Source organism: Castellaniella sp. (genome assembly GCF_049671645.1).
Taxonomy (GTDB): Bacteria; Pseudomonadota; Gammaproteobacteria; order Burkholderiales; family Burkholderiaceae_B; genus Castellaniella.
In genome coordinates this window covers 20,113-46,037 of sequence record NZ_JBATVG010000013.1, presented here as the reverse complement: position 1 = coordinate 46,037, position 25,925 = coordinate 20,113, and the positions used below count along the sequence as shown (strand labels likewise).

General features: G+C 66.4%; 27 protein-coding genes. 15 read left to right on the top strand and 12 right to left on the bottom strand.

All coding sequences use genetic code 11. From position 1 onward, the window contains the following. Nucleotide 1 precedes the first annotated feature (1 nt). From hpnE to hpnC, 3 genes are read right to left on the bottom strand one after another with little or no spacing between them, the layout of a single operon-like run. Nucleotides 2-1,297 carry a hydroxysqualene dehydroxylase HpnE gene (gene hpnE / locus WBG56_RS03890; RefSeq protein WP_424265432.1) on the bottom strand — a complete coding sequence of 432 codons (1,296 nt, stop codon included), beginning with the start codon at nucleotides 1,295-1,297 and terminating at the stop codon, nucleotides 2-4. Next, a complete protein-coding gene (gene hpnD / locus WBG56_RS03885) occupies nucleotides 1,294-2,157 on the bottom strand; it encodes a presqualene diphosphate synthase HpnD (protein WP_424265430.1) in 864 nt (287 codons plus the stop codon). The genes hpnE and hpnD overlap by 4 nt, the downstream gene beginning before the upstream one ends. Further along, on the bottom strand, nucleotides 2,147-3,034 hold the full coding sequence (hpnC, locus tag WBG56_RS03880; protein WP_424265428.1) for a squalene synthase HpnC: 888 nt from the start codon (nucleotides 3,032-3,034) through the stop codon (nucleotides 2,147-2,149). The genes hpnD and hpnC overlap by 11 nt, the downstream gene beginning before the upstream one ends. A 165-nt stretch (nucleotides 3,035-3,199) precedes the next feature. Between hpnC and alr the strand changes: the two genes are divergently transcribed. From alr to WBG56_RS03835, 9 genes are all read left to right on the top strand, one after another. Next, the gene (gene alr, locus WBG56_RS03875; protein WP_424265426.1) at nucleotides 3,200-4,315 is read left to right on the top strand and encodes an alanine racemase; all 1,116 of its coding nucleotides are present in this window, start codon (nucleotides 3,200-3,202) and stop codon (nucleotides 4,313-4,315) included. 21 nt (nucleotides 4,316-4,336) lie between these two features. Further along, nucleotides 4,337-5,053: an SDR family oxidoreductase gene (locus WBG56_RS03870; RefSeq protein WP_424265424.1), complete on the top strand. Its 717-nt coding sequence runs from the start codon at nucleotides 4,337-4,339 to the stop codon at nucleotides 5,051-5,053. Continuing rightward, on the top strand, nucleotides 5,053-6,408 hold the full coding sequence (gene radA / locus WBG56_RS03865) for a DNA repair protein RadA (protein WP_424265422.1): 1,356 nt from the start codon (nucleotides 5,053-5,055) through the stop codon (nucleotides 6,406-6,408). Before WBG56_RS03870 ends, radA begins: the two co-directional genes overlap by 1 nt. A gap of 10 nt (nucleotides 6,409-6,418) precedes the next feature. Beyond that, nucleotides 6,419-7,204, top strand: a complete 786-nt coding sequence (locus WBG56_RS03860; protein WP_424265420.1) for a sulfite exporter TauE/SafE family protein — start codon at nucleotides 6,419-6,421, stop codon at nucleotides 7,202-7,204. Next, entirely contained in the window at nucleotides 7,201-7,899 is a 699-nt protein-coding gene (locus WBG56_RS03855; RefSeq protein WP_424265418.1) for a 3-deoxy-D-manno-octulosonic acid kinase, read from the top strand. Before WBG56_RS03860 ends, WBG56_RS03855 begins: the two co-directional genes overlap by 4 nt. 61 nt (nucleotides 7,900-7,960) lie before the next feature. Beyond that, complete coding sequence (locus tag WBG56_RS03850; protein WP_424265416.1) at nucleotides 7,961-9,058, top strand: polyamine ABC transporter substrate-binding protein; 1,098 nt, start codon at nucleotides 7,961-7,963, stop codon at nucleotides 9,056-9,058. A gap of 5 nt (nucleotides 9,059-9,063) precedes the next feature. Continuing rightward, the gene (locus tag WBG56_RS03845) at nucleotides 9,064-10,188 is read left to right on the top strand and encodes an ABC transporter ATP-binding protein (RefSeq protein ID WP_424265702.1); all 1,125 of its coding nucleotides are present in this window, start codon (nucleotides 9,064-9,066) and stop codon (nucleotides 10,186-10,188) included. Then, entirely contained in the window at nucleotides 10,185-11,084 is a 900-nt protein-coding gene (locus WBG56_RS03840) for an ABC transporter permease subunit (RefSeq protein ID WP_424265414.1), read from the top strand. Before WBG56_RS03845 ends, WBG56_RS03840 begins: the two co-directional genes overlap by 4 nt. After that, a complete protein-coding gene (locus WBG56_RS03835) occupies nucleotides 11,081-11,893 on the top strand; it encodes an ABC transporter permease subunit (protein WP_424265412.1) in 813 nt (270 codons plus the stop codon). The genes WBG56_RS03840 and WBG56_RS03835 overlap by 4 nt, the downstream gene beginning before the upstream one ends. A gap of 18 nt (nucleotides 11,894-11,911) precedes the next feature. Here the strand turns inward: WBG56_RS03835 and WBG56_RS03830 are convergent, their stop codons facing one another. Together WBG56_RS03830 and WBG56_RS03825 are read right to left on the bottom strand one after the other, a co-directional pair. Further along, a complete protein-coding gene (locus tag WBG56_RS03830) occupies nucleotides 11,912-13,387 on the bottom strand; it encodes an inorganic phosphate transporter (protein ID WP_424265410.1) in 1,476 nt (491 codons plus the stop codon). Nucleotides 13,388-13,525: 138 nt separating this feature from the next. Next, the gene (locus tag WBG56_RS03825; RefSeq protein WP_424265408.1) at nucleotides 13,526-14,263 is read right to left on the bottom strand and encodes a carbonic anhydrase; all 738 of its coding nucleotides are present in this window, start codon (nucleotides 14,261-14,263) and stop codon (nucleotides 13,526-13,528) included. A gap of 207 nt (nucleotides 14,264-14,470) precedes the next feature. Here WBG56_RS03825 and rpiA point away from each other — a divergent pair, with 207 nt between their 5' ends. Beyond that, on the top strand, nucleotides 14,471-15,154 hold the full coding sequence (rpiA, locus tag WBG56_RS03820; RefSeq protein ID WP_424265406.1) for a ribose-5-phosphate isomerase RpiA: 684 nt from the start codon (nucleotides 14,471-14,473) through the stop codon (nucleotides 15,152-15,154). 115 nt (nucleotides 15,155-15,269) lie between these two features. After that, on the top strand, nucleotides 15,270-15,989 hold the full coding sequence (gene phoU / locus WBG56_RS03815) for a phosphate signaling complex protein PhoU (RefSeq protein ID WP_424265404.1): 720 nt from the start codon (nucleotides 15,270-15,272) through the stop codon (nucleotides 15,987-15,989). An 87-nt stretch (nucleotides 15,990-16,076) separates the two neighbouring features. On the opposite strand, the gene WBG56_RS03810 is transcribed toward phoU, so the two are convergent. Further along, complete coding sequence (locus WBG56_RS03810; protein ID WP_424265402.1) at nucleotides 16,077-16,565, bottom strand: TetR/AcrR family transcriptional regulator; 489 nt, start codon at nucleotides 16,563-16,565, stop codon at nucleotides 16,077-16,079. A gap of 165 nt (nucleotides 16,566-16,730) precedes the next feature. On the opposite strand from WBG56_RS03810, the gene WBG56_RS03805 reads away from it, so the two are divergent. Then, complete coding sequence (locus WBG56_RS03805; protein ID WP_424265700.1) at nucleotides 16,731-17,972, top strand: glycosyltransferase; 1,242 nt, start codon at nucleotides 16,731-16,733, stop codon at nucleotides 17,970-17,972. Nucleotides 17,973-18,037: 65 nt separating this feature from the next. Here WBG56_RS03805 and WBG56_RS03800 read toward each other — a convergent pair whose 3' ends face one another. Beyond that, nucleotides 18,038-18,571, bottom strand: a complete 534-nt coding sequence (locus WBG56_RS03800; RefSeq protein ID WP_424265400.1) for a carboxymuconolactone decarboxylase family protein — start codon at nucleotides 18,569-18,571, stop codon at nucleotides 18,038-18,040. 129 nt (nucleotides 18,572-18,700) lie between these two features. Between WBG56_RS03800 and WBG56_RS03795 the strand changes: the two genes are divergently transcribed. Further along, on the top strand, nucleotides 18,701-19,576 hold the full coding sequence (locus tag WBG56_RS03795) for a cupin domain-containing protein (protein WP_424265698.1): 876 nt from the start codon (nucleotides 18,701-18,703) through the stop codon (nucleotides 19,574-19,576). 26 nt (nucleotides 19,577-19,602) lie between these two features. Here WBG56_RS03795 and WBG56_RS03790 read toward each other — a convergent pair whose 3' ends face one another. Continuing rightward, the gene (locus WBG56_RS03790) at nucleotides 19,603-20,502 is read right to left on the bottom strand and encodes an alpha/beta fold hydrolase (RefSeq protein ID WP_424265696.1); all 900 of its coding nucleotides are present in this window, start codon (nucleotides 20,500-20,502) and stop codon (nucleotides 19,603-19,605) included. A 144-nt stretch (nucleotides 20,503-20,646) separates the two neighbouring features. On the opposite strand from WBG56_RS03790, the gene WBG56_RS03785 reads away from it, so the two are divergent. Together WBG56_RS03785 and WBG56_RS03780 are read left to right on the top strand one after the other, a co-directional pair. Further along, nucleotides 20,647-21,243 (top strand): CGNR zinc finger domain-containing protein, encoded by a 597-nt coding sequence (locus tag WBG56_RS03785; RefSeq protein ID WP_424265398.1) that lies wholly within the window; start codon nucleotides 20,647-20,649, stop codon nucleotides 21,241-21,243. A 97-nt stretch (nucleotides 21,244-21,340) separates the two neighbouring features. Beyond that, nucleotides 21,341-21,907: a methyltransferase family protein gene (locus WBG56_RS03780; RefSeq protein ID WP_424265396.1), complete on the top strand. Its 567-nt coding sequence runs from the start codon at nucleotides 21,341-21,343 to the stop codon at nucleotides 21,905-21,907. A gap of 90 nt (nucleotides 21,908-21,997) precedes the next feature. Here the strand turns inward: WBG56_RS03780 and WBG56_RS03775 are convergent, their stop codons facing one another. The 4 genes from WBG56_RS03775 to argA all read right to left on the bottom strand — a co-directional run bounded on the left by WBG56_RS03775 (nucleotide 21,998) and on the right by argA (nucleotide 25,897). After that, nucleotides 21,998-22,270, bottom strand: coding sequence for an oxidative damage protection protein (locus WBG56_RS03775; protein WP_424265394.1), 273 nt, complete (start codon nucleotides 22,268-22,270; stop codon nucleotides 21,998-22,000). A gap of 129 nt (nucleotides 22,271-22,399) precedes the next feature. Further along, nucleotides 22,400-23,425, bottom strand: a complete 1,026-nt coding sequence (rfbD, locus tag WBG56_RS03770; RefSeq protein WP_424265392.1) for a dTDP-4-dehydrorhamnose reductase — start codon at nucleotides 23,423-23,425, stop codon at nucleotides 22,400-22,402. Next, on the bottom strand, nucleotides 23,425-24,510 hold the full coding sequence (rfbB, locus tag WBG56_RS03765) for a dTDP-glucose 4,6-dehydratase (RefSeq protein WP_424265390.1): 1,086 nt from the start codon (nucleotides 24,508-24,510) through the stop codon (nucleotides 23,425-23,427). Before rfbB ends, rfbD begins: the two co-directional genes overlap by 1 nt. A 31-nt stretch (nucleotides 24,511-24,541) precedes the next feature. Next, a complete protein-coding gene (argA, locus tag WBG56_RS03760; RefSeq protein ID WP_424265389.1) occupies nucleotides 24,542-25,897 on the bottom strand; it encodes an amino-acid N-acetyltransferase in 1,356 nt (451 codons plus the stop codon). Nucleotides 25,898-25,925: the final 28 nt, after the last annotated feature.

The window sequence follows — 25,925 nt, the reverse complement described above, 5'->3', positions numbered from 1 at the left end:
ATCATCCGTTCTCCGCCAACGCGGCGGCCTTCAGGCCGCTGCGCACGGCGCCTTCCAGCACGGCCGGATAGCCGGTGTCGGTCCAGTCGCCCGCCAGCAGCAGGCCGGGCCAGGGGGTGATGGGGCCGGGCCGCCGCAGATTCGGGGTGGCGTCGAAGGTCGCCCGCTTTTCCGTGATCAGGATCTGCGCCTGGATGGGGGGCAGGGGGCGCGGCGCCTGGGCGCGGATCTGTTCCACCGTGCCGGCGATGATGCGCGCCGCGTCCTGGCCGGCGTAGCGGTCGGCTGCACCGATGACGACGTGAACCAGGCGGCGGTCCTGCGGGTCCGCGCCGCTGGCGCTGCGATCGAACAGCCATTGTCCCCAGGCGCGGCGCTCGGGCTCGTCCCACAGCAGCGCCATGGCCCGTCCCGATTCCCAGGGGCGGCTCAGCCGCAGGCTGACCGTGCCGATGGCGGCGTGGCGCAGGTCCGGCCAACTATCCAGGTAGGATGCGGCATCCGGCAGGGGGGACAGCAGGCGCAGGGCTTCAGGCTGCGGGGTCGCCAGGATCACGCGGTCATACGGTTCGCCGTCCACCTGCCAGCCGCCCGCCGGGGTGGGGCAGAGCGTCCGCACCCGCTGCCGCCGCAGGCGTTCGGCCAGTCGCTGGCAGGCCTGCTGCGGCCATAGCGCGTGCAGGTGTCCGCGGGGGATGTAGATCCGGCTGGCGTCGGCATCGGCGCCCAGGCTGTCGCGCAGGACACGGACCAGCAGGCGGGCGTCGGTCCGCTCCAGCGGGGTGTTGGCGGCCGCCAGACATAAAGGCGCCCAGAGGCGTTCCAGCAGTCGCGGCGGGCAGTCCAATCGTTGCAGCCAGTCGGCGGCCGTCTGCTCGGCGCCGATCTTTTCGGGCTCCAGCGCGCGCAGCACCCGCCACAGATGGCGGCGGCCCGGCCAACCCTCCAGCCCGCGGCTGCCGAACAGGGCGCCCAGGCGATGGGCGGGCGCGGGCAGCGGCCAGAATGCCAGACGCAGGCGTCTGTCGGCCGACTGCAGATTCAGGGGTTCGACGTGGCAGGCGCTGCCAGGGTCCACGTCCAGGGAGCGCATCAGGTTCAAAGTGTCGCGGTAGGCGCCCAGCAGGATGTGCTGGCCATTGTCGGTCGCCAGACCCAGGCCGGCGTGCGACACGGGACGGGCCCTGCCGCCCGCCTGCGCGGCGGCTTCGAAAACCTGGACCCGGCATCCTGCGCGCTGCAGCCGCACGGCGGCCGCCAGTCCCGCCCAGCCCGCGCCGACGATGGCGACGTTCATGCCGCCAGACGGCGCACCAGCCCCTGGCCGCCGCCGACCCAGACCTTCCAGGCCAGCCAGAACTTGCGGATGGGCGTCAGAGCGATGCGTTGATTCAGTACGTGCCAGCCGTCGCGTTCGATTTCGTCCAGCAGCGTGTGATAGATGGCGGCCATCATCAGCCCCGGGCGCTGGGCGCGGCGGTCGGCGGCGGGCAGCAGGCGCATGGCGTCCCGGTACAGCATGCGGGCGCGCAGGGTCTGTTGCCGCATCAAGGCCGTGAAGCCGTCCGTGTAGCGGCCGTCCAGGATGTCGTCGACGGTGACGCCGTGTTGCGCCATCTCGTCGGCCGGCAAATAGATGCGGCCGCGTCGGGCATCGTCGCCCACGTCGCGGATGATGTTCGTCATCTGGAATGCCAGGCCCAGGGTTTCGGCGTATTCCAGCGTGCGGGGATCGGTGTAGCCGAAAATGCTGGCCGACAGGTCTCCCACCACGCCGGCCGCGCGCCAGCAGTACTGGCGCAGGGCCTCCCAGTCGGCATAGCGGAACTGGTCCAGGTCCATTTCCATGCCTTCGATGATGGCGTAGAACGGGTCGGGACGCAGGCGGCAGGGTTCCAGATGCGGCTGCAGGGCGATGGCCACCGGGTGATCCGGCGAACCGTTGAACATCTGTTCCACCTGGCCGCGCCACCAGGCCAGCTTCATGCGGGCGACGGAGGCCTCGTTGACCCCGTCGACAATGTCGTCGACCTCGCGGCAGAAGGCGTACAGGGCCGTGATGGCCCGCCGCCGTTCGGAAGGGAGGAACAAAAAGGAATAATAAAAGCTCGATCCGCTTTGAGCGGCCTTGTGCTGGCAGTATTCGTCAGGGTTCATGATGGAGGGGCAGGGCGGTGGCGGGGCGGGGCCGGCAGAATGCGCGCCAGCATAGCAGGAAGCCGTCGCGCCGGGTCAGGATGGGCCGGTCGGCATAAGGGTTGTCGCCGCCGCGTTCCAGTTTTTCCAGGATGCGCAGGCCGCCGTGGACGACCAGGCGCAGTTCCCAGCCGAAACGTCCGGGCAGGCGCCAGGCCAGGGGGCTGCCGGCCAGCAGCAGGCGGCGCGCCTGCTCGATCTGTTCCTGGGCCACGGCGCGCCAGGCGGCTGGCGCCTGGCGCGGGCGCGACCGGCACAGATCGGCCAGGGCGGGCAGCGTGACTTCGTGGCGGGCCAGGCAGTCCAGGGGAATGTAGCAGCGGCCCTTGGCCTGGTCCAGGGCCACGTCCTGGCAGAAGTTCACGCGCTGCAGGCCGCTGCAGATGGCGTCGGACTGTTCCAGGTCCTGGGCGGCGGTGGCGCCGAACAAATGCAGCATCAGCCGGCCCACCGGATTGGCCGATCGGCGGCAGTAATCCAGCAGCGCCCGTTCGTTCTCGTAGCAGGTGACGCTCAGGTCTTGCAGGAAAGCGGACAGCAGGTCCAGAAATGGCTGGATCGGCAACTGGTGTTCGGCGATGGTCTGTCCCAGCCGTTCGAACAGGGCCCGGTCCGGCGCGGATAGCGGCGTGCGGATGGCGCGGTGGGCGCCCAGGTCCTGGATGGCGGACCGCCAGGACTCCAGGGCCGTTCGCCGGGCGGTGGGTTCGGCGTCGCCTTCGTCGGCCAGGTCGTCGGCGCCGCGCGCGAAAGCGTACAGATTGCGCACCGCCGGGCGCAGGCGCGCCGGCAGCAGGATCGAGGCGACAGGGAAGTTTTCGTAATGATCGACAGCCATGATCCGGCAGTATACTGAGCCTCGGCCGGGAACCGGCCCGAACGGGCGATCAGCCCAGGGAACCTCCGAACAAGCCGCGCGGTCAGCGGGCGCTGCGGCTTGTTCGGAGGCTCTCTAAGCCAGCGAGGCCCGCGCGCCCCGCTTTTTCTGTTTTTTGGGGATCCCATGCCGCGTCCAGTCCTGGCGACCATCGATACGAATGCCCTCGCGCACAATCTGCAGGTGGTGGCGCAGCGTCTCGCGCGGGATGCGACCGGCGCCGCGCCTTCGATCTGGGCTGTCATGAAATCGCACGGCTATGGCCATGGGATCGCCGCGGCAGTGCGGGGGTTTTCCCAGGCCGACGGCCTGGCGATGCTGGACCTGGACGAGGCCGTGCGCTGCCGCGAGCTGGGCTGGACCGGGCCGATATTGCTGCTGGAAGGCTTTTTCGAACCCGCCGACCTGGATGTATTGTCCCGCTATTGCCTCAGCACCACAATTCATTGCGCCGAGCAGCTCGACATGCTGGAAGCGGGCCTGGTCCGCGCGCCCATCGATGCCTTCGTGAAATTGAATACCGGCATGCATCGCCTGGGTTTCCAGCCGGGCGAATATGCGGATGCCTATGCCCGCGCCCGGGCGCTGCAGGCGCTGGGCGTGCTGGGATCCGTGGGGAAAATGACCCACTTCGCCCGGGCCGACGACGATGCGGCCGTCACGCGGGCGCAGCTCGATTGCTTCCGGGCCGCGACGCGGGGGTTGCCGGGCGCCGTCAGCGTCTGCAATTCGGCGGCGACCTTGACGCCGGGGTTCGCGGCCGGCGCGGCGGACGCCGAGCAATGGGTGCGGCCGGGCATCTGCCTGTACGGCGCGTCGCCTTTTGCCGATCAGTCCGCCGAAAGCTTCGACCTGCGGCCGGCCATGACCCTCAGCGCCCGGTTGATCAGCACGCATGTCGTGCCGGCGGGCGAGGCCGTCGGTTACGGGCAGGTTTTCCGCGCGCCCCATCCCATGCGGGTCGGCATCGTGGCCTGCGGTTACGCCGACGGCTACCCGCGCCATGCGGCCACCGGCACGCCGGTCACCGTGGCCGGGGTGCGCACCCGGCTGGTGGGGCGGGTGTCCATGGACATGCTGGCGGTGGACCTGGATTCCGTCCCGGCGGCGTCGGTCGGAGCGCCCGTCGTGCTTTGGGGGCAGGGCGGGCCGTCGGTGGACGAAGTCGCGCTGTCCTGCGGTACCATCGGCTACGAACTCCTGTGTGCGGTGGCGCCCCGTGTGCCGCGCCGCGAACTGTGATGTCGCTTTCAAGGACCCTTCATGAAAAATAGCTGTGTGCTCGTCACGGGTGCGACCAAAGGCATCGGCTGGGCCGTCAGCCAGCGGCTGGCCGATCAGGGGTGCCATGTGGTGGGCCTGGCCCGCCATACGGCGGACATCGATTTCCCGGGCTATCTCTATGCCTGCGATCTGGCCAGCGCGGGCGAAACCGAAGAATTGCTGCGCGTGATCCGCGAGAAATATCCCGTCGATGCCGTGGTGAACTGCGTCGGGCCGGTCATGCCCGAACCGCTGGGCGAGGTCGATCTGGCGTCGTTGTACCAGTCCTTCGACCTGAACGTGCGCGTCGCGGTCCAGGCCGTGCAGGCCTTCGTGCCGGGCATGAAGGCCCGCAAGGCGGGGCGCATCGTCAATCTCTGCAGCCGTGCGGTGTACGGTTCGGTGGGACATACCAGCTATTCAGCCGCGAAAAGCGCCTTGCTGGGCTGCACGCGCACCTGGGCCCTGGAACTGGCCCCTTACGGCGTCACGGTCAACGCGGTGTCTCCCGGGCCGGTGGAGACCGGTTCGTTCCGGGCGGAATGCCCGGTGGGCAGCGAGGCCGAACGCGCCGTGCTGGCGACCATCCCCCTGGGCCGCCTGGCCCAGGCCGACGAGGTCGCCGCCGCCGTCGTCTTCCTGCTGAGCGACGAGGCGGCCTTCATCACGGGGCAGGAACTGGGCGTGGACGGGGGCGGCAGCCTGGCGGGCCGCTGATGGCCAAGGCCCGCACCCTGTTTCTCTGCGCGGATTGCGGCGGCACGACCGCCAAATGGGAAGGCCGCTGCCCTCACTGCGGCGCCTGGAATACCCTGCAGGAGTCCCGTGAATCGGCGGCTTCCGCCACGCATCGCTTCGCGCCGCTGGCCGGCTCCGCGCCGGTGCGGCGCCTGGCCGACATCGAAGCCCGTGAACAGGCCCGCAATCCCACCGGCATCGAAGAATTCGATCGCGTGCTGGGCGGCGGCCTGGTGGCCGGCGCCGTCGTCCTGATCGGCGGCGACCCGGGGATCGGCAAGTCGACCTTGCTGCTGCAGGCCCTGGCCAGCCTGTCCGAGCGCGGGTCGGTGCTGTACGTCACCGGAGAGGAATCCGCCGAACAGGTGGCTTTGCGGGCGCAGCGCCTGGGCGTGTCGGGCGACGCCGTGGATCTGCTGGCGGAAATCCGGCTGGAACAGATCACGGGAGCCCTGGTTGAACGCCGGCCTGGAGTCGCCGTGATCGACTCCATCCAGACTTTGTATTCCGGCGATCTGACGGCGGCGCCCGGTTCGGTGTCCCAGGTGCGCGAATGCGCCGCTCAGTTGACGCGGGTAGCCAAGCAGACCGGCGTGACGCTGATCCTGATCGGCCACGTGACCAAGGATGGCGCCCTGGCCGGCCCCCGCGTGCTGGAACACATCGTCGATACCGTGCTGTATTTCGAGGGCGATACCCATTCCTCCTTCCGGCTGGTGCGCGCGATCAAGAACCGCTTCGGCGCGGTCAATGAACTGGGCGTCTTCGCCATGACGGACCGCGGCTTGCGCGGGGTCAGCAATCCGTCGGCGCTGTTTCTGGCCGGTCATGCGCGGCAGGTGGCCGGGTCCTGCGTGATGGCCACCCAGGAAGGCACCCGCCCGCTGCTGGTCGAAGTCCAGGCCCTGGTGGATACGGCGCACGTGCCCAATCCCCGGCGCCTGTCGGTGGGTCTGGAAAGCAGCCGCCTGGCGATGCTGCTGGCCGTGCTGCACCGCCATGCGGGGGTGGCGACCTTCGACCAGGACGTGTTCGTCAATGCCGTGGGCGGGGTGCGCATCATGGAACCCGCCGCCGACCTGGCCGTGGCCCTGGCCATCCTCTCGTCCATGCGGGACCAGCCTCTGCCGGAAGGCCTGCTGGCCTTTGGCGAGATCGGCCTGGCGGGGGAAATCCGCCCGGCGCCGCGGGGGCAGGAGCGCTTGCGCGAGGCGGCCAAGCTGGGCTTTGGCCGCGCCATCGTTCCCAGGGCCAACCTGCCGCGCCAGCCTATCGAGGGGCTGGAGATCCAGGCGGTGGATCGTGTCGAGGACGTGCTCGGCGTGTTGCGTTAAAGGATTTTGGATGTCTGAAAGTTTGTGGTTGATTCCGGCCTGCCTGGCCGTTGGCGGCGTCATCGGATTTTCCGGCGGGGTCCTGGGAATCGGGGGCGGATTGTTTGCCATTCCCCTGCTGGGCCTGGTCCTGGGGTATGAGCAACAGGCCGCCCAGGGTACGGCCCTGATCATGGTGCTGCCGGCCGTGTTGCTGACGGTGCGCAAATACCACCAGCGCTCCCCCATCGACCTGCGTTCGGCGGCGGCGGGGGCGGGGGGCTCCATCGTGTTCACCTGGATCGGCGCTCAGATCGCCCTGGGCATCGATCCCTGGCTGTTGCGCCGCATCTATGCCGGCTTCGTGTTCCTGATCGCCCTGTTCTATTTCCGGGAAAGCCTGGGCCGCAAGGCGCTGGCGCGGCCCGCCAGCCATTTCCGCGAGGTCGGTCAGGTGCGCCGCCTGTGGTATTTCCTGGTGGGGATTTTCGCCGGCCTGACCGGGGGCGTCTTCGGCGTCGGCGGATCCGTGCTGGCCGTGCCCCTGATGACGACGTTGTTCCATCTGCGCCAGACCTCGGCGCAGGCTCTGGCGCTGACCATGATCGTGCCGGGCACGGTGGTGGCCCTGGCCACCTACGCCTGGCATGGGCAGGCGCATGGCCTGGTGGGGATCCCGCTGGCCCTGGGCAGCCTGCTGTGCGTGCCGTATGGCGTGCGCCTGGCCTATGCCTTGCCCGAGGCGCGGCTCAAGCTGATCTTCGCCTGCATGCTGCTGATCATCATGGCGCTGCTGCTGGCGCGCGGCGCGGCATGACGACGTTGCCCGCCGGCTGGGTGCGCCGCCCCGTGCGGGGGGGCGCTTTGTGCGTGCCGGAACGCCTCGCCGCATCGGCGCGGGCCGAATGGTTCGATCCGCACCGCCCGGGGGCAGTCGCCGTGGGTGAAGGCGGGCGGCAGGCCGCCTGGTTCGTCGAAGGCGCTCATGGCGCCGCCGTCCTGCGACACTACCGCCGCGGCGGCCTGCGGGCGCGCCTGGGCCGAAACACGTATTGCTGGCTGGGAGAGGGCCGGGTGCGGGCCTGGGCGGAAGCGCGGGTGCTGGCGCATCTGCGGTCGGCCGGCCTGCGGGTGCCCGAACCGCTGGCCGCCGCCTATTGGCGTCGCGGCCTGTGCTACCGCACTGCCATTCTGGTGGCCCGCATCCCGGGGGCGCGGGCCTTGGCGGGGCGGCTGGACCAGGCGGATCCCCGGGCCGTTGCGCAGGCGATCCATGCCATGCATGCGGCCGGCGTCTGGCATGCGGACCTCAATGCCTACAACATTCTGTTCGACGACCAGGACCATGTCTGGCTGATCGATTTCGACCGCGCCCGCCCGGGTGTGGTGCGTCCGGCACGGCGGCGTAAAAATCTGTTGCGTCTGCGCCGGTCTTTGGTTAAGGTAGCCGGCGCGCGCGGAGCGCAGTGGTGGGATGCACTGGACGGGGCATATCGGCAATTGTCCGCCTGAAAGCGGCGGCGCGGTCCGGTCCTGATGATCCCCTTGTTGACCTTTCTATGGGGACCTTGCCATGAAAATCGGCACCGTTCATACCCTGTTGGCCACCGCCGCGCTGCTTGCAGCCGGGTCGGTGCATGCTCAGGATCGTGTCGTCAATGTCTACAACTGGGCCGAATATACGGCGCCCGACACCCTGTCCGGCTTTGAGAAGACCACCGGCATCAAGATCCGTTACGACGTCTACGATACCAACGACACCCTGCAGGCCAAGCTGTTGACCGGCAAGTCCGGCTACGACGTGGTCGTGCCGTCCACGCACTATGCGGCCCGCCAGGTCCAGGGCGGCTTGTTCCAGAAGCTCGATCGCTCGAAAATTCCCAACTGGCAGTACCTGGATCCCGATCTGATGGCGCTGGTCGCCACCGTCGATCCCGGCAACCAGTATCTGGTTCCCTGGGGCTACGGCACCAACGGCCTGGGCTACAACGTGACCCAGGTGCGCGAGATCATGGGCGCCGACGCGCCGCTGAATTCCTGGGACATGCTCTTCAAGCCGGAAAACGCGGCCAAGCTGCAGTCCTGCGGTATTTCCATGCTGGACGAGGCGGCCCAGGTGTTTCCGGCCGTGCTGCATTATCTGGGCAAAGACCCCAACAGCGGCGATCCCAAGGACTACGAGGCCGCTCTGGCTTTGTTGAAGACCATCCGTCCCTACATCCGCCAGTTCAGTTCCTCGGGCTATATCGATGAATTGGCTTCGGGCGGCCTGTGCATGGTCTACGGATTTTCGGGCGATGTGATGATCGCCTCGGCGCGGGCCCGCGAGGCGAAGAAGTCCTACGCCATCGACTATTACATTCCGCAGGGCGGCGCGCCGGTCTGGTTCGACACCATGGCCATCCCCAAGAGCGCCGAACATGTGGACGAGGCTCACGCCTTCATCAACTACATCGAGACCCCGCAGGTGCACGCGGCCATCACCAACACCATGTTCTATCCGAATGCCAATAAAGAGGCCCGGAAATACGTGGTGAAGGAGGTGGCCGACAACCCCATGATCTATCCCCCGGCGGACGTGTCCCGCACCTTGTTCGTCATCAAGCCCCAGCCCATGAACATCCTGCGCCTGCAGACGCAGATGTGGGCCCAGCTGAAGACCGGGCGCTGATGATCATGCAGGACCCGCGCGGCATGCCTCGCCAGGGCGAGGCCGACGACTTCGTGCGCATGGAGGAAGTCGTCAAGATCTTCGGCGATACGGTGGCGGTGCAGTCCGTCAGCCTGTCCGTGCGCCGGCACGAGATCTTCGCCCTGCTGGGCAGCTCGGGCTGCGGCAAATCGACGCTGCTGCGCATGCTGGCGGGCTTTGAGGAGCCCACGTCCGGGCGCATCATCCTGGACGACGAGGACATCACCGGCCTGCCGCCGCACCGGCGGCCGGTGAACATGATGTTCCAGTCCTACGCCCTGTTTCCGCACATGACGGTCGAGGCCAACGTCGCCTTCGGTCTGAAGCAGGAAGGCGTGCCGCGCCAGGAGATCCACGAAAGGGTCTTTGAAGCCCTGGATCTGGTGCAGATGGCCGGCTATGCGCGGCGCAAGCCCCACCAGCTGTCCGGCGGCCAGCAGCAGCGCGTGGCCCTGGCCCGCAGCCTGGTGAAGCGCCCCAAGCTGCTGTTGCTGGACGAACCCATGTCCGCCCTGGACAAGCAGATCCGCCAGGCCACGCAGATCGAGCTGGTGAAGATCCTGGACCAGGTGGGCGTCACCTGCATCATGGTCACGCACGACCAGGAAGAGGCCATGACCATGGCCAGCCGCCTGGCCGTCATGACAGAAGGCCAGATCGTGCAATGCGGCACGCCGCACGACGTCTACACTTTCCCCAGCACCCGCTTCGTGGCGGGCTTCATCGGCTCGACCAATCTGTTCACCGGCACCATCGTGGTCGACGAGCCTGACCACGTGCTGATCGAAAGCGACGCCCTGACGCGTCCGCTGTACGTCAGCCACGGCGTCAGCGAACCCCTGGGCATGGAAGTCCACGTCTCCATCCGGCCGGAACAGATCCGCGTCGGCCGCCAGGCTCCGGAATCCGAATCCAACTGGGGGCACGGCATGGTGTCGCACGTGGCCTGGATGGGCAGCTATGCCCGCTACCAGATCCGCCTGGATGCCGGCCAGACCATCGAAGCCAGCGTGCCCAGCCTGGACTGGAACCAGTCGGATGCGCCAGGTGTGGACGAGGAAGTCTATGTCACCTGGTCGCATGACGCCGGCACGGTGCTGGCCTCATGAACCTCAGCCGTCGACCCAGTGCCCGCCAGTGGGCCATCGCGGTGCCCTTCGCCTGGCTGGCGCTGTTCCTGCTGGTGCCGTTCCTGCTGGTCCTGAAGATCAGTTTCTCGGACCTGCAGTTCGGCATTCCACCTTATCTGCCGATCGCCACTCTGCAGGATCAGACTCTGTCGCTGGCGCTGCATCTGCGCGGCTACTTGCTGCTGTTCACCGACAGCCTGTATGCGGCTGTCTATCTGAGTTCGGTCAAGATGGCCCTGGTCACGACGCTGTGCTGCGCCCTGATCGGCTATCCCATGGCCTATCACATCGCCCGTTCGCGCCCGGAAGTCCGCAATCTATTGCTGCTGGGGGTGATCCTGCCGTTCTGGACGTCGCTGTTGCTGAGGGTCTACGCCTGGGTCGGCATCCTGCGCAACGACGGCCTCCTGAACCACCTGCTGCTGGGACTGGGGCTGATCGACGCGCCGCTGGAAATCTACCGCACGGACCTGGCGGTCTATATCGGTCTGGTCTATGCCTACCTGCCCTTTTTCATCCTGCCGCTGTATGCCAATCTGGTGAAGCTCGATGACCGCCTGCTGGAAGCCGCCTGCGACCTGGGGGCCAGGCCCTGGCAGGCCTTCTTCCAGGTCACGCTGCCTCTGTCCATGCCGGGAGTGATCGCCGGGGCCATGCTGGTGTTCATACCCTCGGTGGGTGAGTACGTGATCCCGGAGATGCTGGGCGGGGCCAATACCCTGATGATGGGGCGCGTCATGTGGAACGAATTCTTCAATAACGCCGACTGGCCGATGGCGGCGGCCGTGACCTGCGTCATGGTGCTGTTGCTCCTCGTGCCCCTGTCGATCTTCCAATACAACCAGGCGCGCCAACTGGCCGGGCGGGATCGATGATGCGGCGATCGTCCTGGTTCCGCTTTCTGTCGCTGGTGGTCGGCTACGGCTTCCTGTATGTGCCCATCGTCTGCCTGATGGTGTTTTCCTTCAATGATTCGACCCTGATGAATTCCTGGTCGGGGTTCTCCGTCCGCTGGTACCGGTCGCTGTTCCAGGACCAGGCGCTGTTGTCGGCCGCCCGCTTGTCCCTGATGATCGCGCTCCTGACGGCGACGGCCTCGGTGGTCATCGGCACCTGGGCGGGATACGTGCTGGCCCGCATGGGGCGTTTCCGGGGTTTCGGCCTGTATGTCGGCATGCTCAGCGCTCCGCTGGTGATGCCGGAAGTGGTGCTGGGCATCTCCCTGCTGCTGATGTTCGTGGAAGTCTCCAAGCTGACCGGCTGGCCCGACGGCAACGGCCTGTTCACCATCTGGGTGGGGCACGTGACCCTGTGCACGGCCTACGTGGCGGTCATCATCCAGTCGCGCGTGCGCGATCTGGACCGCTCTCTGGAGGAAGCCGCCCTGGACCTGGGCGCTTCGCCGCTGAAGGTGTTTTTCGTCATTACCCTGCCGCTGATCGCGCCGGCCCTGGCGGCCGCCTGGCTGCTGGCCTTCACCCTGTCGCTGGACGATGTGGTGATCGCCGCCTTTCTGTCCGGGCCGGGCTACACCACGCTGCCGCTGGAAGTCTTTTCCCGCGTGCGCCTGGGCCTGAAACCGGAAATCAACGCCCTGGCGACGTTGTTCATGGTGGCCGTGGGCATCATCGTGGTGGCGGTGAACCGCATGCAGATCCAGGCATCGAAGCGGCAGGCGGGGTAGGAAGGGGCTTCGCGCCGCCTACACGCCCAGCAACAGCACCGCCAGCGTGAACAATCCCGACGACAGCAGCATGCTGGCCGGGAAGGTCAGCAGCCAGGCCAGCAGGATGGTGCGCACGGTTCCGTTATGCAGGCCGCTGCGGTTGGCGACCATGGCGCCGGCCACTCCGGAGGACAGCACCTGAGTGGTCGAGACCGGCAGGCTGAATGCATTGGCCACGCCGATGGCCGCGACGGCGGTGATCTGGGCGGACATGCCTTGCGCATAGGTCATGCCCTGCTTGCCGATCTTTTCGCCCACGGTCCGCACCACGCGGCGCCAGCCCACCATGGTGCCCATGCCCAGAGCCAGCGCGACGGCCGCGATCACCCAGAGCGGCGCGTATTCCGTCGTCGCGCTCAGGTCGGCGCGCAGGCGCTTCAGGTCGGCCGTCTCGCCGGCGGGCAGCACGTTCAGGTTGATCACTTTGCGGGCGGTGTCGTCCAGACAGAGCAGGTGGCGGCGTACGCGTCCGCGCACGTCGGGAGGCAGGTCTTCGTAGGCGCGCACGCCGTCCAGGCTGCGGCGCACCGCCTGGACGGCGGACAAGGTGTCCTGTGGATCGCAGCGGGGGGCGGGGGGCAGGTCGGCGTTGACCGGGCGCTTGAGCGTCAGGTGGCCGCGCAAGAGGGCCTCATTGCGCAGGTACAGGTCGTTCAGATGGGCGGCGGCATCATAGGTGCGTTGGATCTGGTAGGGCGTGCTGGCCGGATCCAGCACGAATTTGGCCGGGACGATGCCGATGAGCACCAGCATGACCAGGCCGATGCCCTTTTGGCCGTCATTGGAGCCGTGCACGAAACTCACGCTCATGGCCGAGAGGACCAGCACCAGCCGGTTCCAGAAGGGCGGGTGCTTCTTGTTGTCGATGGCCCGGCGCTCTTCGGGCGTCTTGTGCATCTTCGAGCCGGTAAACAGCTTCTTGAGGCCCAGCAGCAGCAGCGCCGCCATGACGAAGCCGGCCAACGGCGAGATGACCAGCGACAGGCCGATGTCCATGGCCTTGCCCCAGTTGATGCCGGCGCCTATGGGCAGGCCGGTCAGCAGGCCGTTGGCCAGCCCCACGCCCAGGATGGCGCCGATCAGCGTATGCGAGCTGGAAGCGGGGATGCCGAAATACCAGGTGCCCAGATTCCAGGCGATGGCGGTGACCAGCATGGAGAACACCATGGCCAGGCTGCGGCCGCTTTCCAGGTTGAGCAGCAGGTCCACGGGCAACAGGTGGACGATGGCATAGGCCACCCCTACGCCGCCCAGCAGCACGCCCAGGAAGTTGCAGATGCCTGAAAAGAACACCGCCAGGTGCGGCGGCATGGCCTTGGTGTAGATGACCGTGGCGACGGCGTTGGCGGTATCGTGAAAGCCGTTGATGAATTCAAAGACCAGGACGAGGGTCAGCGCCAGTACCAGGCTGAACCCGACCGCGAGGGGCAGGCCCGAGAAGAGGTCGAACATGATGGGTGGGAAGGTTCGTGAGACGCGGCATTATTGCAAATTTGCCGGACGCGGGCTTGGATGGGTTGTGCGCGATGGCGGGTCGGTGCGGCCTGTCGCGCGGCGACGCCCGGATCGACGTCGCCGCGCCCTGGGGCCTTAGCTCAGGAAATCGACCTTTCCCGTGCCCAGGCGGTAGATTCCGCCGGCGATCTTCAGCTTCCCGGCCTGTTGCGCCTGGGCGATGATGCCGGATCTTGCGACCAGGTCCGCCATGCCGTTGCGCACGTTCTGTTCGATGGCGGCTGCCAGCAGATCGGTCTTGCCCGGGTCGATCTGCTTGACGGCGGGGACCAGCGCGGTCACCAGGGATTGGATGTGGCCAGGGAACTGGGCGTGGTCCTTCACCGCCTTGACGGCGGCATCCACTGCGCCGCATTTCTCGTGCCCCAGGACGAGGATGGCAGGCACCTTGAGCACCGCTACAGCGTATTCCAGGCTGCCCAGCATATCGTCGTTGGCGAAATTGCCTGCGACCCGGGCGACGAACAGGTCGCCTCGGGCGCTGTCGAAGGCGTATTCAGGCGCGACGCGCGAATCGGCGCAGCCCAGGATGGCGGCATACGGGTTCTGGCCGCCGGCCAGCGCCTGGCGTTCGTGGGCGAAGTTGTGGCGCAGCCTGACGCCCGACACGTAGCGTTGATTGCCTTCGGCCAGTCGCCGGAGAGCCTCGTCGGGCGAGATGACGTTGTCGGGTTTGGGCTGGCCTGCGGCCTGTGCCGCGGCGCCGACCAGGCCGCCCGCGGTCGTCAGCGCCAGGGTCAGGGCGGCCGACGAGCGCAGGAAGCGGCGGCGGGATGCCGCGTGCGTGGTCATGCAGGAGTTTGAGTCGCACATGGGGGTTCCTCTCGAAGATGTTCGGGCAGGCGGCAGCCCTTGGGTTCAAGTTATTGATGTTTCAAAGGAATACAATTGCGGCTGGGTGATATTAGCCGCTTCGGCAAGGGAAATGGGATTTTTCGTGCCTTGTCCGGCTATGCCGCCTCCTGGGAAAGCGCAGCCCGTAAAATATCCACCTTTCCAACCCTGAACGGACGTTTCCTCATGTTTTCCCAGGATGAACTCAAGCAACAGGTCGCCCAGGCCGCGCTCGACTACGTGCTGCCGCAGCTTCAGCCCGACAGCATTCTGGGGGTGGGGACCGGGTCCACGGTGGACCGTTTCATCGATCTGCTGGCGGCGCACCGCCAGGCGTTCCGCGCGGCGGTCTCCAGTTCCGAGCGCAGCACCCGCCGCCTGCAGGCGGCGGGCATCGCCGTGCTGGACCTCAATGACGTGGCTTCCACCACCTTGTACGTGGACGGCGCCGACGAGATCGACCGGCAACTGAACATGATCAAGGGCGGGGGCGGGGCGTTGACGCGTGAAAAGATCGTCTCGTCGGTGGCCGACCGCTTCGTCTGCATCGTGGATGCCTCCAAGCTGGTGGACCGTCTGGGGGCTTTTCCGCTGCCCATCGAGGTCATCCCCCTGGCGCGCGAGGCTGTCGCCCGTGAGATCCGCCAGCTGGGCGGGCAGCCGATCCTGCGGAAAGATTTCACGACGGACAACGGCAACCAGATCCTGGACGTTTCCGGCTTGCAATACGGCGATCCGGCCGCTTTCGAGGCCATGCTGAACAACATCCCCGGCGTCGTCTGCTGCGGCCTGTTCGCCATTGCGGGAGCACATGTGGCCCTGGTGGCCGGGCAGGATGGCGTGTCCCGGCTGGAACTGCAGGACGACTGATCGTCATACGTTTGTCATATCCGCCTGCTATGCTGGGCTTCTTTCCAAGCGGCAGGCGTGATGGTACGCTGTGCGCTCGTTGAAATCGCCTGGACGGCAGGCAGAGAGGCCCCCGATGCTGGAACATACCAATAAACAATTTCACGGCGAACTCGAAACCACGCGTTCCATGTTCCTGCAAATGGGCGGCCTGGTTGAGTCGATGGTGCTCGACGGCATCCAGGCCCTGTCGGAAGGCGAACTGCAACTGGTGGACCGTGTGCGGGAGCACGAACGCCAGGTCAACCAGTTCGAAGTCGATATCGACGAGCGCATCAGCCAGCTGATCGCCCGCAACCAGCCCACGGCCGTCGATCTGCGGTTGCTGCTGTCGGTGTCGAAGATGCTGACCGACATGGAACGCTGCGGCGACGAGGCCGAAAAGATCGCCAAAGTGGCCCGCCGCCTGCACGAGGGCGATTCCTCCTACGAGCCCGTCGTCGAGCTGCGCCATATGGCCGACGCCGTGGCGGCCATGATCCGGGCCGCGCTGGATGCCTTCGCCCGCGAAGACCCGGTGGCGGCCGCCCAGGTGGTGCGCAACGATAAGGACGTGGACAAGGAATGGAAGGCCTCCCTGCGCCACATCATCACCTACATGATCGAGGATCCGCGCACCATTTCGCATTCCATTGACCTGATCTTCATCGCCCGGGCGCTGGAACGCATCGGCGATCATGCGAAGAACATGGCCGAGCGCGTCATCTACATGGTGCGCGGCGACGACGTGCGCCACACCGGCGTGACCAACACCGAACGCCTGGCGCGGGGCGAGCCGCCCGAGCCTCGCGAGTGAGGACTTGCGCCGTTTATAGATATTCGCCGTTGCGATCGGTATGCATCGTCAGGCCGGGTGTTGGGTGGCGTAGCCGATAAGGCGCTCTCAGGGTGCTGCCCCCCTTCCAAACAGCGCAAGCACGGTATCGAATTCATGCTGCAAGTCGAGCTGAGGCGCAGTCAGCCAGCGCATGAGCGCCCCCAGATAAAGATAGTGAAAATAGAATCCAAGCTGTTCTGCGGGCCGATCCGGGCGGATTTCGCCCCGGCCCTGTCCCACGGCAATCAGTTTCGTCCAAAGGGGTAACAGGCCCGGGTCGTCGCCCGACGCCGCGCGCGGGTCGAAGGTGGCGAATCTGTAGCGCACGTAAGGCAGCAGGTAGTCCGGGTGTCGTTCGCACCAGCGGGCGGACGCCTGCAGCAGGGGCGCGACTGCGGCCGTAAACCCGGCGCCCGGGTCCGGCTGGAGCGTGTATTCCTTCAGGTCCTTGTCCAGCGCATCTTCCAGCACTCTCGCCAGCAGCGCCTCCTTGACCGGATAGTACTTGTACAAGGTTCGCTTGGATACGGAGGCCTGGCGGGCGATTTGCTCCATGGTCACTGCCGCATAGCCATGCGACTGGAAAAGCGCATGCGCGACCAGAGCAATGTGATGGGGTATTTCCGCGCGGATACGGGGCCGGGGCGAGGCCGATGTCATGTGCCGGGCTCCAAAGTTCATGATAAAGTATACGACGTTTACTTTATGTCAGGCAATCCCATGAATCTCCTGATTTTGACGTATGGCACGGAAGGCGATACCAGTCCATTGATCGTCCTGGGCCACGCCTTGCGTGCGGCGGGAAATACGGTCCATATTCTGGGGGATGCGCGTACCTTGGGATTGGCGCATCAGCTTGGGGTTCCTGCGTCCCCTCTGGCCGGCGATGTCCGGAAGCTCCACGCCGATTGGGGGCGCACGGGGGCAAAAGGCGCGGCAAAGTCGCTGGTGAAGTTGGCGAACGAGCAGTGCGATGCCTGGATGCGGGACGCTCTTGCCGCCGCCGAAGGCTGCGATGCGGTCGTGACGTCGGGGCTGGCTGGCTTTGTCGGGCTCTCGGTCGCCGAACGCCTTAAGGTTCCGGTCATCGGAGCGGGGATGATTCCATTGACGCCGTCCAGGGAATTTCCGTCCCCGTTCCTGCCGTCACTGAAGATCCCCGGCTGGGCCAATCGCGCAAGCCTCGCGCTGACCAATCAGTTGCTCTGGCTGGCGTTCCGGGGCGCCTTGAATCAGGCCAGGGCCGATGTACTGGGCTTGCCCCCCCGTAAAGCGTTGTGGAACGATCATCCCATGCTTTACGGTATTTCGCCGACGGTCCTTCCGCGTCCCGTGGACTGGCCCGCCACCGCGCATCTATGCGGTCAATGGATGCTGCCGACGCAGAGCGATTATGAGCCGTCGCCGGATCTGGCCCGCTTCCTCGCCGCCGGCGAGGCGCCCGTCTATATGGGGTTTGGCAGCATGACAGGCATCGATATGCCGAAGATCGTCGATGCTGCGGTCACTGCCCTGGACGGTCGGCGCGCCGTGTTCTCGGGCGGCTGGAACGGCATGCATGACGCAGGGCTGCCCGACACGATCCTGCGCGTCGATCGGACGCCGCATGACTGGCTCTTCCCCCGCATGGCTGCGATTATCCACCACGGAGGCTCAGGCACGACGCATTCCGCATTACGGGCAGGCAGGCCGTCGATCGTCATGCCATTTGTGGGCGACCAGCCTTTCTGGGCGGCAAGGCTTCGGCACTTGGGCGTAGCGCCTGCGGCGGTCTCGCCTGCGCGCCCGGATCCGAAGGCGCTTGCAGCGGCGCTGCGCTTCGTGGGCAGGGAATCGGTCGTCAAACGGGCGCAAGCGCTGGGCCGGCACATGGCGCAAGAGGATGGACTTGCCGCCGGGGTGAAGATCGTGATGAGCCTGTTGGAGCGCTCAACACGTCTGTGTCGAGCGTCGCGGGGATGATCGCGCTGGGCGCCAGGGAGGTGGAAAACGAGCCTCGCCTGGCGCCGGGACAGTCTCGCCTGCGCTCACAGCAGGGCGATTCTGGGGAAGTCGACGGGAACGTCCAAGGCGACATTGATGTAGTTGGTGAAGAGGTTCAGGGCGACATGGGCCATGATCTCGACGATCTGCTCGTCGCCGAAGCCCGCCTCCCGCAAGCGTGCGACATCGGCATCGGCGATCTGGGCGCGCCGCTCGACCACGTTCAGGACGAAGGTCAGGGCGGCAGCCGTCCCGGGGTCGCTGGATCGGCCGGCCTGGGCGGCGGACATCTCGGCGGAAGAGGCCCCGGCTTTCAGGCCCAGCGCGGTATGGGCCGCCAGGCAGTATTCACAGCGGTTGCGGTTCGCGATGGCCACAGCGATCTGCTCGCCGAGCTTGGCGCCCAGGGCGCCCTTGCCCAGTGCGCCGAAGGCGGCCCACATGCTCTGCAGGGCGGCCGGGGAGTTGGCCACGGCCTTGAACATATTGGGCGTGGCGCCGAAAGCCTGCTGGATCTGGGCCAGCAGGGGCTGGCTTGCTGCGGGGGCGAGCTGGGTTTGAATGTTGACTCGGGACATGTCGGTCTCCTGGGGATGGGCGGGTTGGCGTGAAGAAAGGTTTTCGGGAAGCGACCCGTGCGGATAGTATGGGCGAGTTGGGTGTATGATTTGGATCAATTTATTCAAAAAAATTATCAATTAGTCCAAATGCAAGCCTCTGTCCCTATCGATCGCCTTTCGGGCATCCTCGAACGGTTTCGAGTGCAGGCCCGGCTGCATCACTCCGGCGCGTTGTGCGGGCTCACCCGATTCGACGCCTGCGAGGGCCATGGCTATCTGCATGTGTTGCGTCGCGGCCGGCTGGAGGTGAGCCATCCCGGCGCTCGCGACGTGCCCGGATCGATGCGCTTCGACGAACCGACCTTGCTGCTGTATCCGCGTCCCCTGACTCACTGTTTCCACAATCCTCCCGTGGACGGGGCCGATTTCACCTGCGCGCGCCTGAACTTCGACGGCGGCCGATACAATCCGCTTGCACGGGCGCTGCCCCCTTTGATTGCATTGCCATTGGCGCGTGTGTCGGGTCTGGATCTGGCGCTCGAATTGCTGTTCGCCGAAACCGATCGGGTGCGCTGCGGACAGCGCTTGCTGGTCGATCGGCTCTTCGAGGTGGTTGTGATCCAGCTGCTGCGCTGGCTGCTTGACCATCCGTCGGAAGCGGGCGTGCACCCCGGCTTCATCACGGGGATGTCGGATCCTCGCCTGGCGCGCGCCCTGGTCGCCATCCATGATGCGCCTGGCGACCCTTGGCCGGTGGGACGCATGGCCGAACGCGCTGGAATGTCACGCACGGCGTTTGCCAACGCCTTTCGCGATGTCGTGGGGCTGACGCCGGCGGATTACCTGAACGATTGGCGCATGGCGTTGGCGCAGAACAGGCTGCGCGAAGGCCGGCCCATCAAGATCCTGGCGGAGGAGCTCGGGTACGCGAACCCTTCGGCGCTGTCGCGCGCATTCTCCGCCAGGATGGGGGTGTCTCCTCGCGAGTGGCTGGCGAAGAACCCGGCAGGGCTGGACGAATGAATCCGGCGCGACCCTTGATCGCGGCGTTATAGGTTCCGGTCAAGAAAGGCCCGGATCGCCGCGCCGATCTCCGCCGCATGGGTTTCCAGGGCGAAATGGCCGGTGTCGTAGAACCGGACCTCGGCGTTGGGGAGGTCGCGCTTCCAGGCCTGCGCCCCGGCCGGCAGGAAGAAGGGATCGTTTTCGCCCCATACCGCCAGCAGCGGCGGCTGGCGCTGGCGGAAGTAGGCCTGGTATTGCGGATACTGCGCGACGTTGCTGGCGTAGTCCAGGATCAGGTCGAGCTGGATGTCGAGGTTGCCCGGGCTGGCCATCATTGCCGCGTCGAGAATATAGGTTTCGGGCGCGATCAGGCTTTCGTCTCCGACGCCGTGCGTGTATTGCCACTTCAGTGCGGCGGGTTTCATGAACTCGCGCACCGCTGCCCGGTTCTCGGGCGAGGGGTGCCTCCAGTATTCCCGGATCGGCATCCAACCGTTGGACAGGCCTTCTTCGTAGGCATTGCCATTCTGGGAAATGATGGCGCTGATGCGTTCGGGGTGCGCCGTGGCCAGGCGCCAGCCTACCGGCGCGCCGTAGTCGAAGACCTGAATGGCATACCGGTCCAGCCGCAGTAGTTCGGTGAAGCGTTCCATCGTCTTGGCCAACTGCTCGAACGTGTATGCGTACCGCCCGTCTTCAGGCGCCTGGGTCAGGCCGAAGCCGGGCAGGTCCGGCGCGATCACGTGGTAGCGGTCCGCCAGCAGGGGAATCAGATTGCGATACATGAACGACGAGGTCGGGAATCCATGCAGCAGCAGGACCGCAGGATCGTCGCGGCTGCCGGCCTCGCGGTAGAAAACCTTGACCTCGCCCACCTGTTCGTACCGGTGATGGGCCCGGAGCGGCGCCGCTTGCGCGTCGGCGGCCTGCGCCCCGCCGGCCATGGGCGCTCCGATCGGATCGGTGGCTGCGAGCAGTTTCGTGGATGTCATGCAGCAACTCCTTTGTAACCCCTTAATTTGATTTTGAGAGGTTACTTTCGTTTGAATAACCTGTCAACTTGATTTAAAGGGGTTACAATACGATCTATGCACAAGACTCTTGCCGATGCCCCGGCGCCATTCTTCGTCGCCGACAACCTGGCGCTCGATTTCATCAACACCCGGTATGGAAGCGGCGAGGCGGCGCGCGAGTGCTTCGCGGACGACCGCAACGTGCTGGATTGGTTGAAGTCGGCGGGGGTTGCTGCGCCGGACGTAGCCGAGGCTCCCGTCGGATTGCTGGCCTTGGCGCGCCGGCTGCGCGCCGATGCGAAAACCCTGCTCGACGCCGCCTTGGCCGGGACGCAGGCGCGGGCGTCTCTTGTCAATCAGATCCTGGAGCAGGGGCGGCGATCCATGAAGCTTGAATGGGACGGGCAATCCGCCCGTTTCACCATTGTCAGGGGGCCGCGCGGCACTGATGCCGCCAGCCTGCTGGAGCCGGTGGCCGCAGCGCTGGCGACCTTGCTGGCCGACGGCCCGCTGGATCGGGTGAGGCAATGCGAGGGCGAAGGCTGTTCCATGTTGTTCTGCGATCAGACGAAATCCCGCCGACGGCGGTGGTGCAGCATGGCGGTATGCGGCAATCGGATGAAAGTGGCCGCGTTTCGGGCACGGCGAAAGGAAGGCGGCACGGCTTCGTGAGGCCTTGATGGCTCCGGAGGAAGCGCTTCCGCGGTTGATTGAGCCCCGGCCGTGAGTATCATGGGAACACGGTTTCCGTTGCCCATCGGGAAAAGCCATGCAGAGATACTTCGCCGCGCTGACCATCGTGCTCATGCTTGGGATGGTGCTGACTCGTGCTTGCGTGATGCGCAGGACGGGGGTGCGGGCCCTGAAATTCGGCGCGCTCGATAAACGGGACTTCCTGATCCCGCCGTTTGCCTTCTTTTATTTTTATCTTGTATTTGCCGCTGCGTTCGGCTGGCCTGCGGTCAGCACGCAGGCATTTTTCGAATCAGACCCGATCGCCTGGGCGGGTGTCGCCCTGTGCGCGGCGGGCCTGGCCGTGTTGCTGTGGAGCTTGGTATCTTTCGGGCGGAGTTTCCGTGTGGGCATCGACGCCGATCATCCCGACAAGCTCGTCACCACCGGAATTTTCGCGTTCAGCCGCAATCCCATTTATGTCGGTTTCGCTTTCATCGTGCTGGGGCAGTTCCTCGTGTTTCCGAACTGGATCCTCCTGGTCTATGTCGGCGCGGCGACCTGGCTTTTCCATCGGCAGGTTCTGCTGGAAGAGCGTTTCTTGAAGCGTCACTATGGCCAAGAGTATCTTGAGTACTGCGGCCGGGTCAGACGATATCTTTGATCGGACGGCCTTGCCCGCATGACCGGTGACGGCCCGACTTCCGGAGGCCGGTTTGCTCGGCGGGGCGTGCCGCGTCCGGAGTCGGCGGGATCAGGCCGAGGGCGGCGTGTAGCCCTGGGCTTCGACGTCCTGGTCCTCGAACAGAAAGGCCTTCATGCGGTCGGCCAGGAACTTCCGCGCTTCGGGGTCGGCCAGGCTGAGATGGTTTTCATTGACCAGGCGGGTCTGGATGTCCAGCCATTTGGCCCAGGCGTCCTTGGAGATTTCCCGCCAGATGCGCACCCCCAGGTCGCCGGGATAGGGCGGGTAGTCCAGGCCGGGGGCCTCGCGGTTCAGTTTGTGGCAGTGGATCATGCGGGCCATGGTCGGGGATCTCGCTCTTCAGGTGGGCAACGGGCCCATTGTAGCGGCTGGGCGGTAGGGCGCCGGAGGTGGCGGGTTTGGGCCAGCGCCCCAAGGGGACCATGCCAGGCCGACGCGTGCGTTCCGGACTCAAACGGGCCCGGACGAGGCCTGCCAGTCGCGCAGCACCTCGCTCAGCCCGGTTCGCCAGCCGCGTTCCAGCGGTCCCAGCAACGTTTCCAGCCGCGTGCAATCCAGGCGGCTGTTTGCAGGCCGGGGTTCGGGGGCGGGCCAGTCCCGCGACGAGATGGCTTCGACCGCGGGCAGGCGCTGGATCAGGCCAAGCTCCAGGGCCTGGGCGAAGATTTCCTGCGCGAATCCGTGCCAGCTGACCCAGGGAGCGCCCGAGAAATGATAGATCCCGCCGGGAATGCGCGTAGATGCGGTGGACGCTGTCGCCCCGTCGCTGTGGGGCTGCCGTGACGGCCGGTGTGGGACAGGTGCGGCGGGCGCCGCTGCCGCGCCGTTGCCCGGCCCGCAGGCACGGGACCGCAGCGCCAGCCGATGCAGGACACAGGCCAGATGCCCGGCCCAGGTCGGTCCGCCGATCTGGTCGTCGATCACCCGCAGTCGCTCATGCTGCGCGCCCAGGCGCAGCATGGTGCGCACGAAATTGCCGCCCCAGGCGCTGAATACCCAACTGGTGCGCAGAATCACGGCGTCGGCTGTCGTCTCTAGGATGGCCTGCTCTCCCAGCCATTTGCCGCGCCCGTAGGTGTTCGGCGGGCAGGGCGCGTCGGATTCGCGGTAGGCGCGATCCAGTGTGCCGTCGAAGACATAGTCGGTGGACACGTGCAGCAATCGGATGTCGCGCGCCGCGCAAGCGCGGGCCAGCAGGCCGGGCGCGCGGGCATTGATGGCCAGGGCCGCCTCCGGCTCGGCAGCGGCGCGGTCCACAGCCGTGTAGGCGGCGGCGTTGATCAGGTAATCGGTCGGGCGCGCGTCCAGCCAACGTTCGATGGCCGAGGCGTCGGTGATGTCCAGTTGCGCGCGGTTGGCGAAGGCATAGGCGGCGCTGTCGTCCCGCGCGGCCAGGGCCTGCAGGGACCGGCCCAGTTGGCCGTCCGCGCCCGTCACCAGGATGCGCGGGCCTGCGGGCGCGGGGGCGGCAGGCATCAGGCGGGCGTGGCCGGATGCGCGGCCGTCGCGCCCAGGCCCGGACGCTGATAGCTGCCGTCCCGCACTCGGCTGCACCAGTCGCGGTGCTCCAGGTACCATTGGACGGTCTTGCGCAGGCCGCTGGCGAAGGTTTCCTGCGGCGTCCAGCCCAGTTCGCGCTGAATTTTTCCGGCGTCGATGGCGTAGCGCAGGTCGTGGCCTGGGCGGTCCGCCACGTGCGTGATCAGGTCGCGATAGCGCGCCACGCCGGCCGGGCGCTCCGGCGCCAGTTCTTCCAGCAGCGAGCAGATCGCCTGGACCACGTCGATGTTGCGCTGCTCGTTGTGGCCGCCGATGTTGTAGGTGTCGCCGGGCGTGCCGGCCTCAAGCACCCGCAGCAAGGCGCGGGCGTGATCTTCGACGTACAGCCAGTCGCGGATCTGCAGCCCTTGGCCATAGACGGGCAGGGGTTTGCCCTCCAGGGCGTTCAGGATCACCAGCGGAATCAATTTTTCCGGGAAATGGCAGGGACCGTAATTGTTCGAGCAGTTCGTCACCAGCACCGGCAGGCCATAGGTGCGATGCCAGGCCCGGACCAGATGGTCCGAGCCCGCCTTGCTGGCGGAGTAGGGAGAGCTGGGGGCATAGGCCGTGGTTTCCGTGAACATTCCACCGGTCTCCGCCAGGTCGCCATAGACCTCGTCCGTGGAAATGTGATGGAAGCGGAAGGCGCGCCGGGCTTCGGCATCCATCCCGTTCCAGTGGCGGCGGCTGGATTCCAGCAGGGCATACGTTCCCACCAGGTTGGTTTGCACGAAGGCGGCCGGCCCGTCGATGGAGCGGTCCACGTGGGACTCGGCCGCCAGGTGCATGACTGCGTCCGGCGCATGCCGGGCAAAGACGCGGTCCAGTCCCGCCGAGTCGCAGATGTCCAGGCGCTCAAAGGCATAGCGGGGGTCGTCGGCGACGATTGCCAACGATTCCAGGTTGCCGGCGTAGGTCAGTTTGTCCACGTTGACGACCGCGTGGCCGGTGGCCTGGATCAGATGACGGATCAGGGCCGAGCCGATGAATCCGGCGCCGCCGGTGACGAGGATCTTCATGCTGGGTTCCTGTGGGGCCGGGTGCCAGGCGTCACAGCCTTTTGATGAATACCAGGCTGTTGCGGGAATGGTTGTAGTGCGCCCGCTTTTCGTGGGGCAGGTCGGACACGCCGCCCTGCACGAAACCGCGTTTCAGAAACCAGTGCGAGGTGCGGGTGGTCAGGACGAACAGGCGCCGCGCGCCCTGGCTGCGAGCGGTGGCTTCGGCATGGCGCAGCAGCTTTTCGCCGTCGCCCGTGCCCTGCCATTCGGGATGCACGATCAGGCAGGCCATTTCGGCCATGCCTTCATTCACATAGGGGATCACCGACACGCAGCCGTAGATGACGCCGTCGTGTTCCAGCACCGTGAATTTTTCCACGTCGCGCTCTATCACGGCGCGGCCGCGCGGCACCAGGGTGCCGTCGGCCTCCAGCGGCTCGATCAGCTGCACGATGGCGCCGACATCGTCGGCCAGCGCCGGGCGCAGGTCTTCCAGCGTGTCTTCCACCACCATGGTGCCCACCCCGTCGTGGGTGAAGATTTCCAGCAGGATGCTGCCGTCCAGGGTGTAGGGCACCAGGTGCGCCCGCGCCACCCCGCGCTTGACGGCCAGCGAGGCGTGACGCAAAAAGGCACTGGTGTCTTCGTCCAGCACGTTCTGGGCCAGCAGGTCGTCGGCGTCCTTGCGGGCCAGTTCGGTGTCCACCGACCCGTCGGTTTCCGTCACGGTGCGGTTCTGCGTCAGGAAAATCAGCTTTTCCGCCCGCAGGGCCACGGCTGCGTTGGTGGCCAGGTCTTCCATGGCCAGGTTGAAGGCTTCCCCTGTGGGGGAAAAGCCCAGCGGGGACAGCAATACGATGGCGCCCTGGCTGATGACGCTGTGCATGGCGTCGATGTCCAGCTTGCGCACGGTGCCGGTCCGCTTGTAATCCACGCCGTCGATCACGCCCACCGGCCGGGCAGTCACGAAATTGCCCGAGATCACGCGGATCTTGGCATGCGACATCGGCGTGTTGGGCAGGCCCTGGCTGAAAGCGGCCTCGATGTCCAGGCGGATTTCGCCGGCGGCTTCCTTGGCGCACTCCAGGGCTTCGGGGCTGGTGGGTTCCGTTCCCCGGCCGAATTGCGTGGAGTAGCCCTTCAGTCGCAACTGTTCGTTGACTTGCGGGCGGGATCCGTGAACCAGCACCAGCTTGATGCCTAGGGCGGACAGCAGCGACAGGTCCGCCACCAGGGCTTCCAGGCCGCCGTCTTCGATCAATTCGCCGCCCAGCGCCACCACGAAGGTCTTGCCGCGGAAGTCGTGCACATAGGGGGCGACTTCGCGAAACCATCGCACGAATTGCGCGGGGGCGAATTCGGGGGCGTCCTGAGCGGAATAGGTGTCGATCTCGGGTGCATTCATGGCAAATGTCGCAGACAACGGTTGGGCG

What these genes read in the sequence shown, in the direction of transcription:
- WBG56_RS03780 (WP_424265396.1), top strand. Translation starts at nt 21,341, where the DNA reads ATGCAGAGATACTTCGCCGCGCTGACCATCGTGCTCATGCTTGGGATG.
- WBG56_RS03790 (WP_424265696.1), bottom strand. Translation starts at nt 20,502, where the DNA reads ATGGCCGGCGGGGCGCAGGCCGCCGACGCGCAAGCGGCGCCGCTCCGG.
- rfbD (WP_424265392.1), bottom strand. Translation starts at nt 23,425, where the DNA reads ATGCCTGCCGCCCCCGCGCCCGCAGGCCCGCGCATCCTGGTGACGGGC.
- WBG56_RS03835 (WP_424265412.1), top strand. Translation starts at nt 11,081, where the DNA reads ATGATGCGGCGATCGTCCTGGTTCCGCTTTCTGTCGCTGGTGGTCGGC.
- WBG56_RS03825 (WP_424265408.1), bottom strand. Translation starts at nt 14,263, where the DNA reads ATGTGCGACTCAAACTCCTGCATGACCACGCACGCGGCATCCCGCCGC.
- WBG56_RS03805 (WP_424265700.1), top strand. Translation starts at nt 16,731, where the DNA reads ATGAATCTCCTGATTTTGACGTATGGCACGGAAGGCGATACCAGTCCA.
- WBG56_RS03870 (WP_424265424.1), top strand. Translation starts at nt 4,337, where the DNA reads ATGAAAAATAGCTGTGTGCTCGTCACGGGTGCGACCAAAGGCATCGGC.
- WBG56_RS03775 (WP_424265394.1), bottom strand. Translation starts at nt 22,270, where the DNA reads ATGGCCCGCATGATCCACTGCCACAAACTGAACCGCGAGGCCCCCGGC.
- WBG56_RS03860 (WP_424265420.1), top strand. Translation starts at nt 6,419, where the DNA reads ATGTCTGAAAGTTTGTGGTTGATTCCGGCCTGCCTGGCCGTTGGCGGC.
- rfbB (WP_424265390.1), bottom strand. Translation starts at nt 24,510, where the DNA reads ATGAAGATCCTCGTCACCGGCGGCGCCGGATTCATCGGCTCGGCCCTG.
- alr (WP_424265426.1), top strand. Translation starts at nt 3,200, where the DNA reads ATGCCGCGTCCAGTCCTGGCGACCATCGATACGAATGCCCTCGCGCAC.
- WBG56_RS03840 (WP_424265414.1), top strand. Translation starts at nt 10,185, where the DNA reads ATGAACCTCAGCCGTCGACCCAGTGCCCGCCAGTGGGCCATCGCGGTG.
- WBG56_RS03800 (WP_424265400.1), bottom strand. Translation starts at nt 18,571, where the DNA reads ATGTCCCGAGTCAACATTCAAACCCAGCTCGCCCCCGCAGCAAGCCAG.
- WBG56_RS03845 (WP_424265702.1), top strand. Translation starts at nt 9,064, where the DNA reads ATGCAGGACCCGCGCGGCATGCCTCGCCAGGGCGAGGCCGACGACTTC.
- phoU (WP_424265404.1), top strand. Translation starts at nt 15,270, where the DNA reads ATGCTGGAACATACCAATAAACAATTTCACGGCGAACTCGAAACCACG.
- hpnC (WP_424265428.1), bottom strand. Translation starts at nt 3,034, where the DNA reads ATGGCTGTCGATCATTACGAAAACTTCCCTGTCGCCTCGATCCTGCTG.
- WBG56_RS03785 (WP_424265398.1), top strand. Translation starts at nt 20,647, where the DNA reads ATGCACAAGACTCTTGCCGATGCCCCGGCGCCATTCTTCGTCGCCGAC.
- WBG56_RS03850 (WP_424265416.1), top strand. Translation starts at nt 7,961, where the DNA reads ATGAAAATCGGCACCGTTCATACCCTGTTGGCCACCGCCGCGCTGCTT.
- WBG56_RS03795 (WP_424265698.1), top strand. Translation starts at nt 18,701, where the DNA reads ATGCAAGCCTCTGTCCCTATCGATCGCCTTTCGGGCATCCTCGAACGG.
- WBG56_RS03830 (WP_424265410.1), bottom strand. Translation starts at nt 13,387, where the DNA reads ATGTTCGACCTCTTCTCGGGCCTGCCCCTCGCGGTCGGGTTCAGCCTG.
- hpnE (WP_424265432.1), bottom strand. Translation starts at nt 1,297, where the DNA reads ATGAACGTCGCCATCGTCGGCGCGGGCTGGGCGGGACTGGCGGCCGCC.
- radA (WP_424265422.1), top strand. Translation starts at nt 5,053, where the DNA reads ATGGCCAAGGCCCGCACCCTGTTTCTCTGCGCGGATTGCGGCGGCACG.
- WBG56_RS03810 (WP_424265402.1), bottom strand. Translation starts at nt 16,565, where the DNA reads ATGGAGCAAATCGCCCGCCAGGCCTCCGTATCCAAGCGAACCTTGTAC.
- rpiA (WP_424265406.1), top strand. Translation starts at nt 14,471, where the DNA reads ATGTTTTCCCAGGATGAACTCAAGCAACAGGTCGCCCAGGCCGCGCTC.
- hpnD (WP_424265430.1), bottom strand. Translation starts at nt 2,157, where the DNA reads ATGAACCCTGACGAATACTGCCAGCACAAGGCCGCTCAAAGCGGATCG.
- argA (WP_424265389.1), bottom strand. Translation starts at nt 25,897, where the DNA reads ATGAATGCACCCGAGATCGACACCTATTCCGCTCAGGACGCCCCCGAA.
- WBG56_RS03855 (WP_424265418.1), top strand. Translation starts at nt 7,201, where the DNA reads ATGACGACGTTGCCCGCCGGCTGGGTGCGCCGCCCCGTGCGGGGGGGC.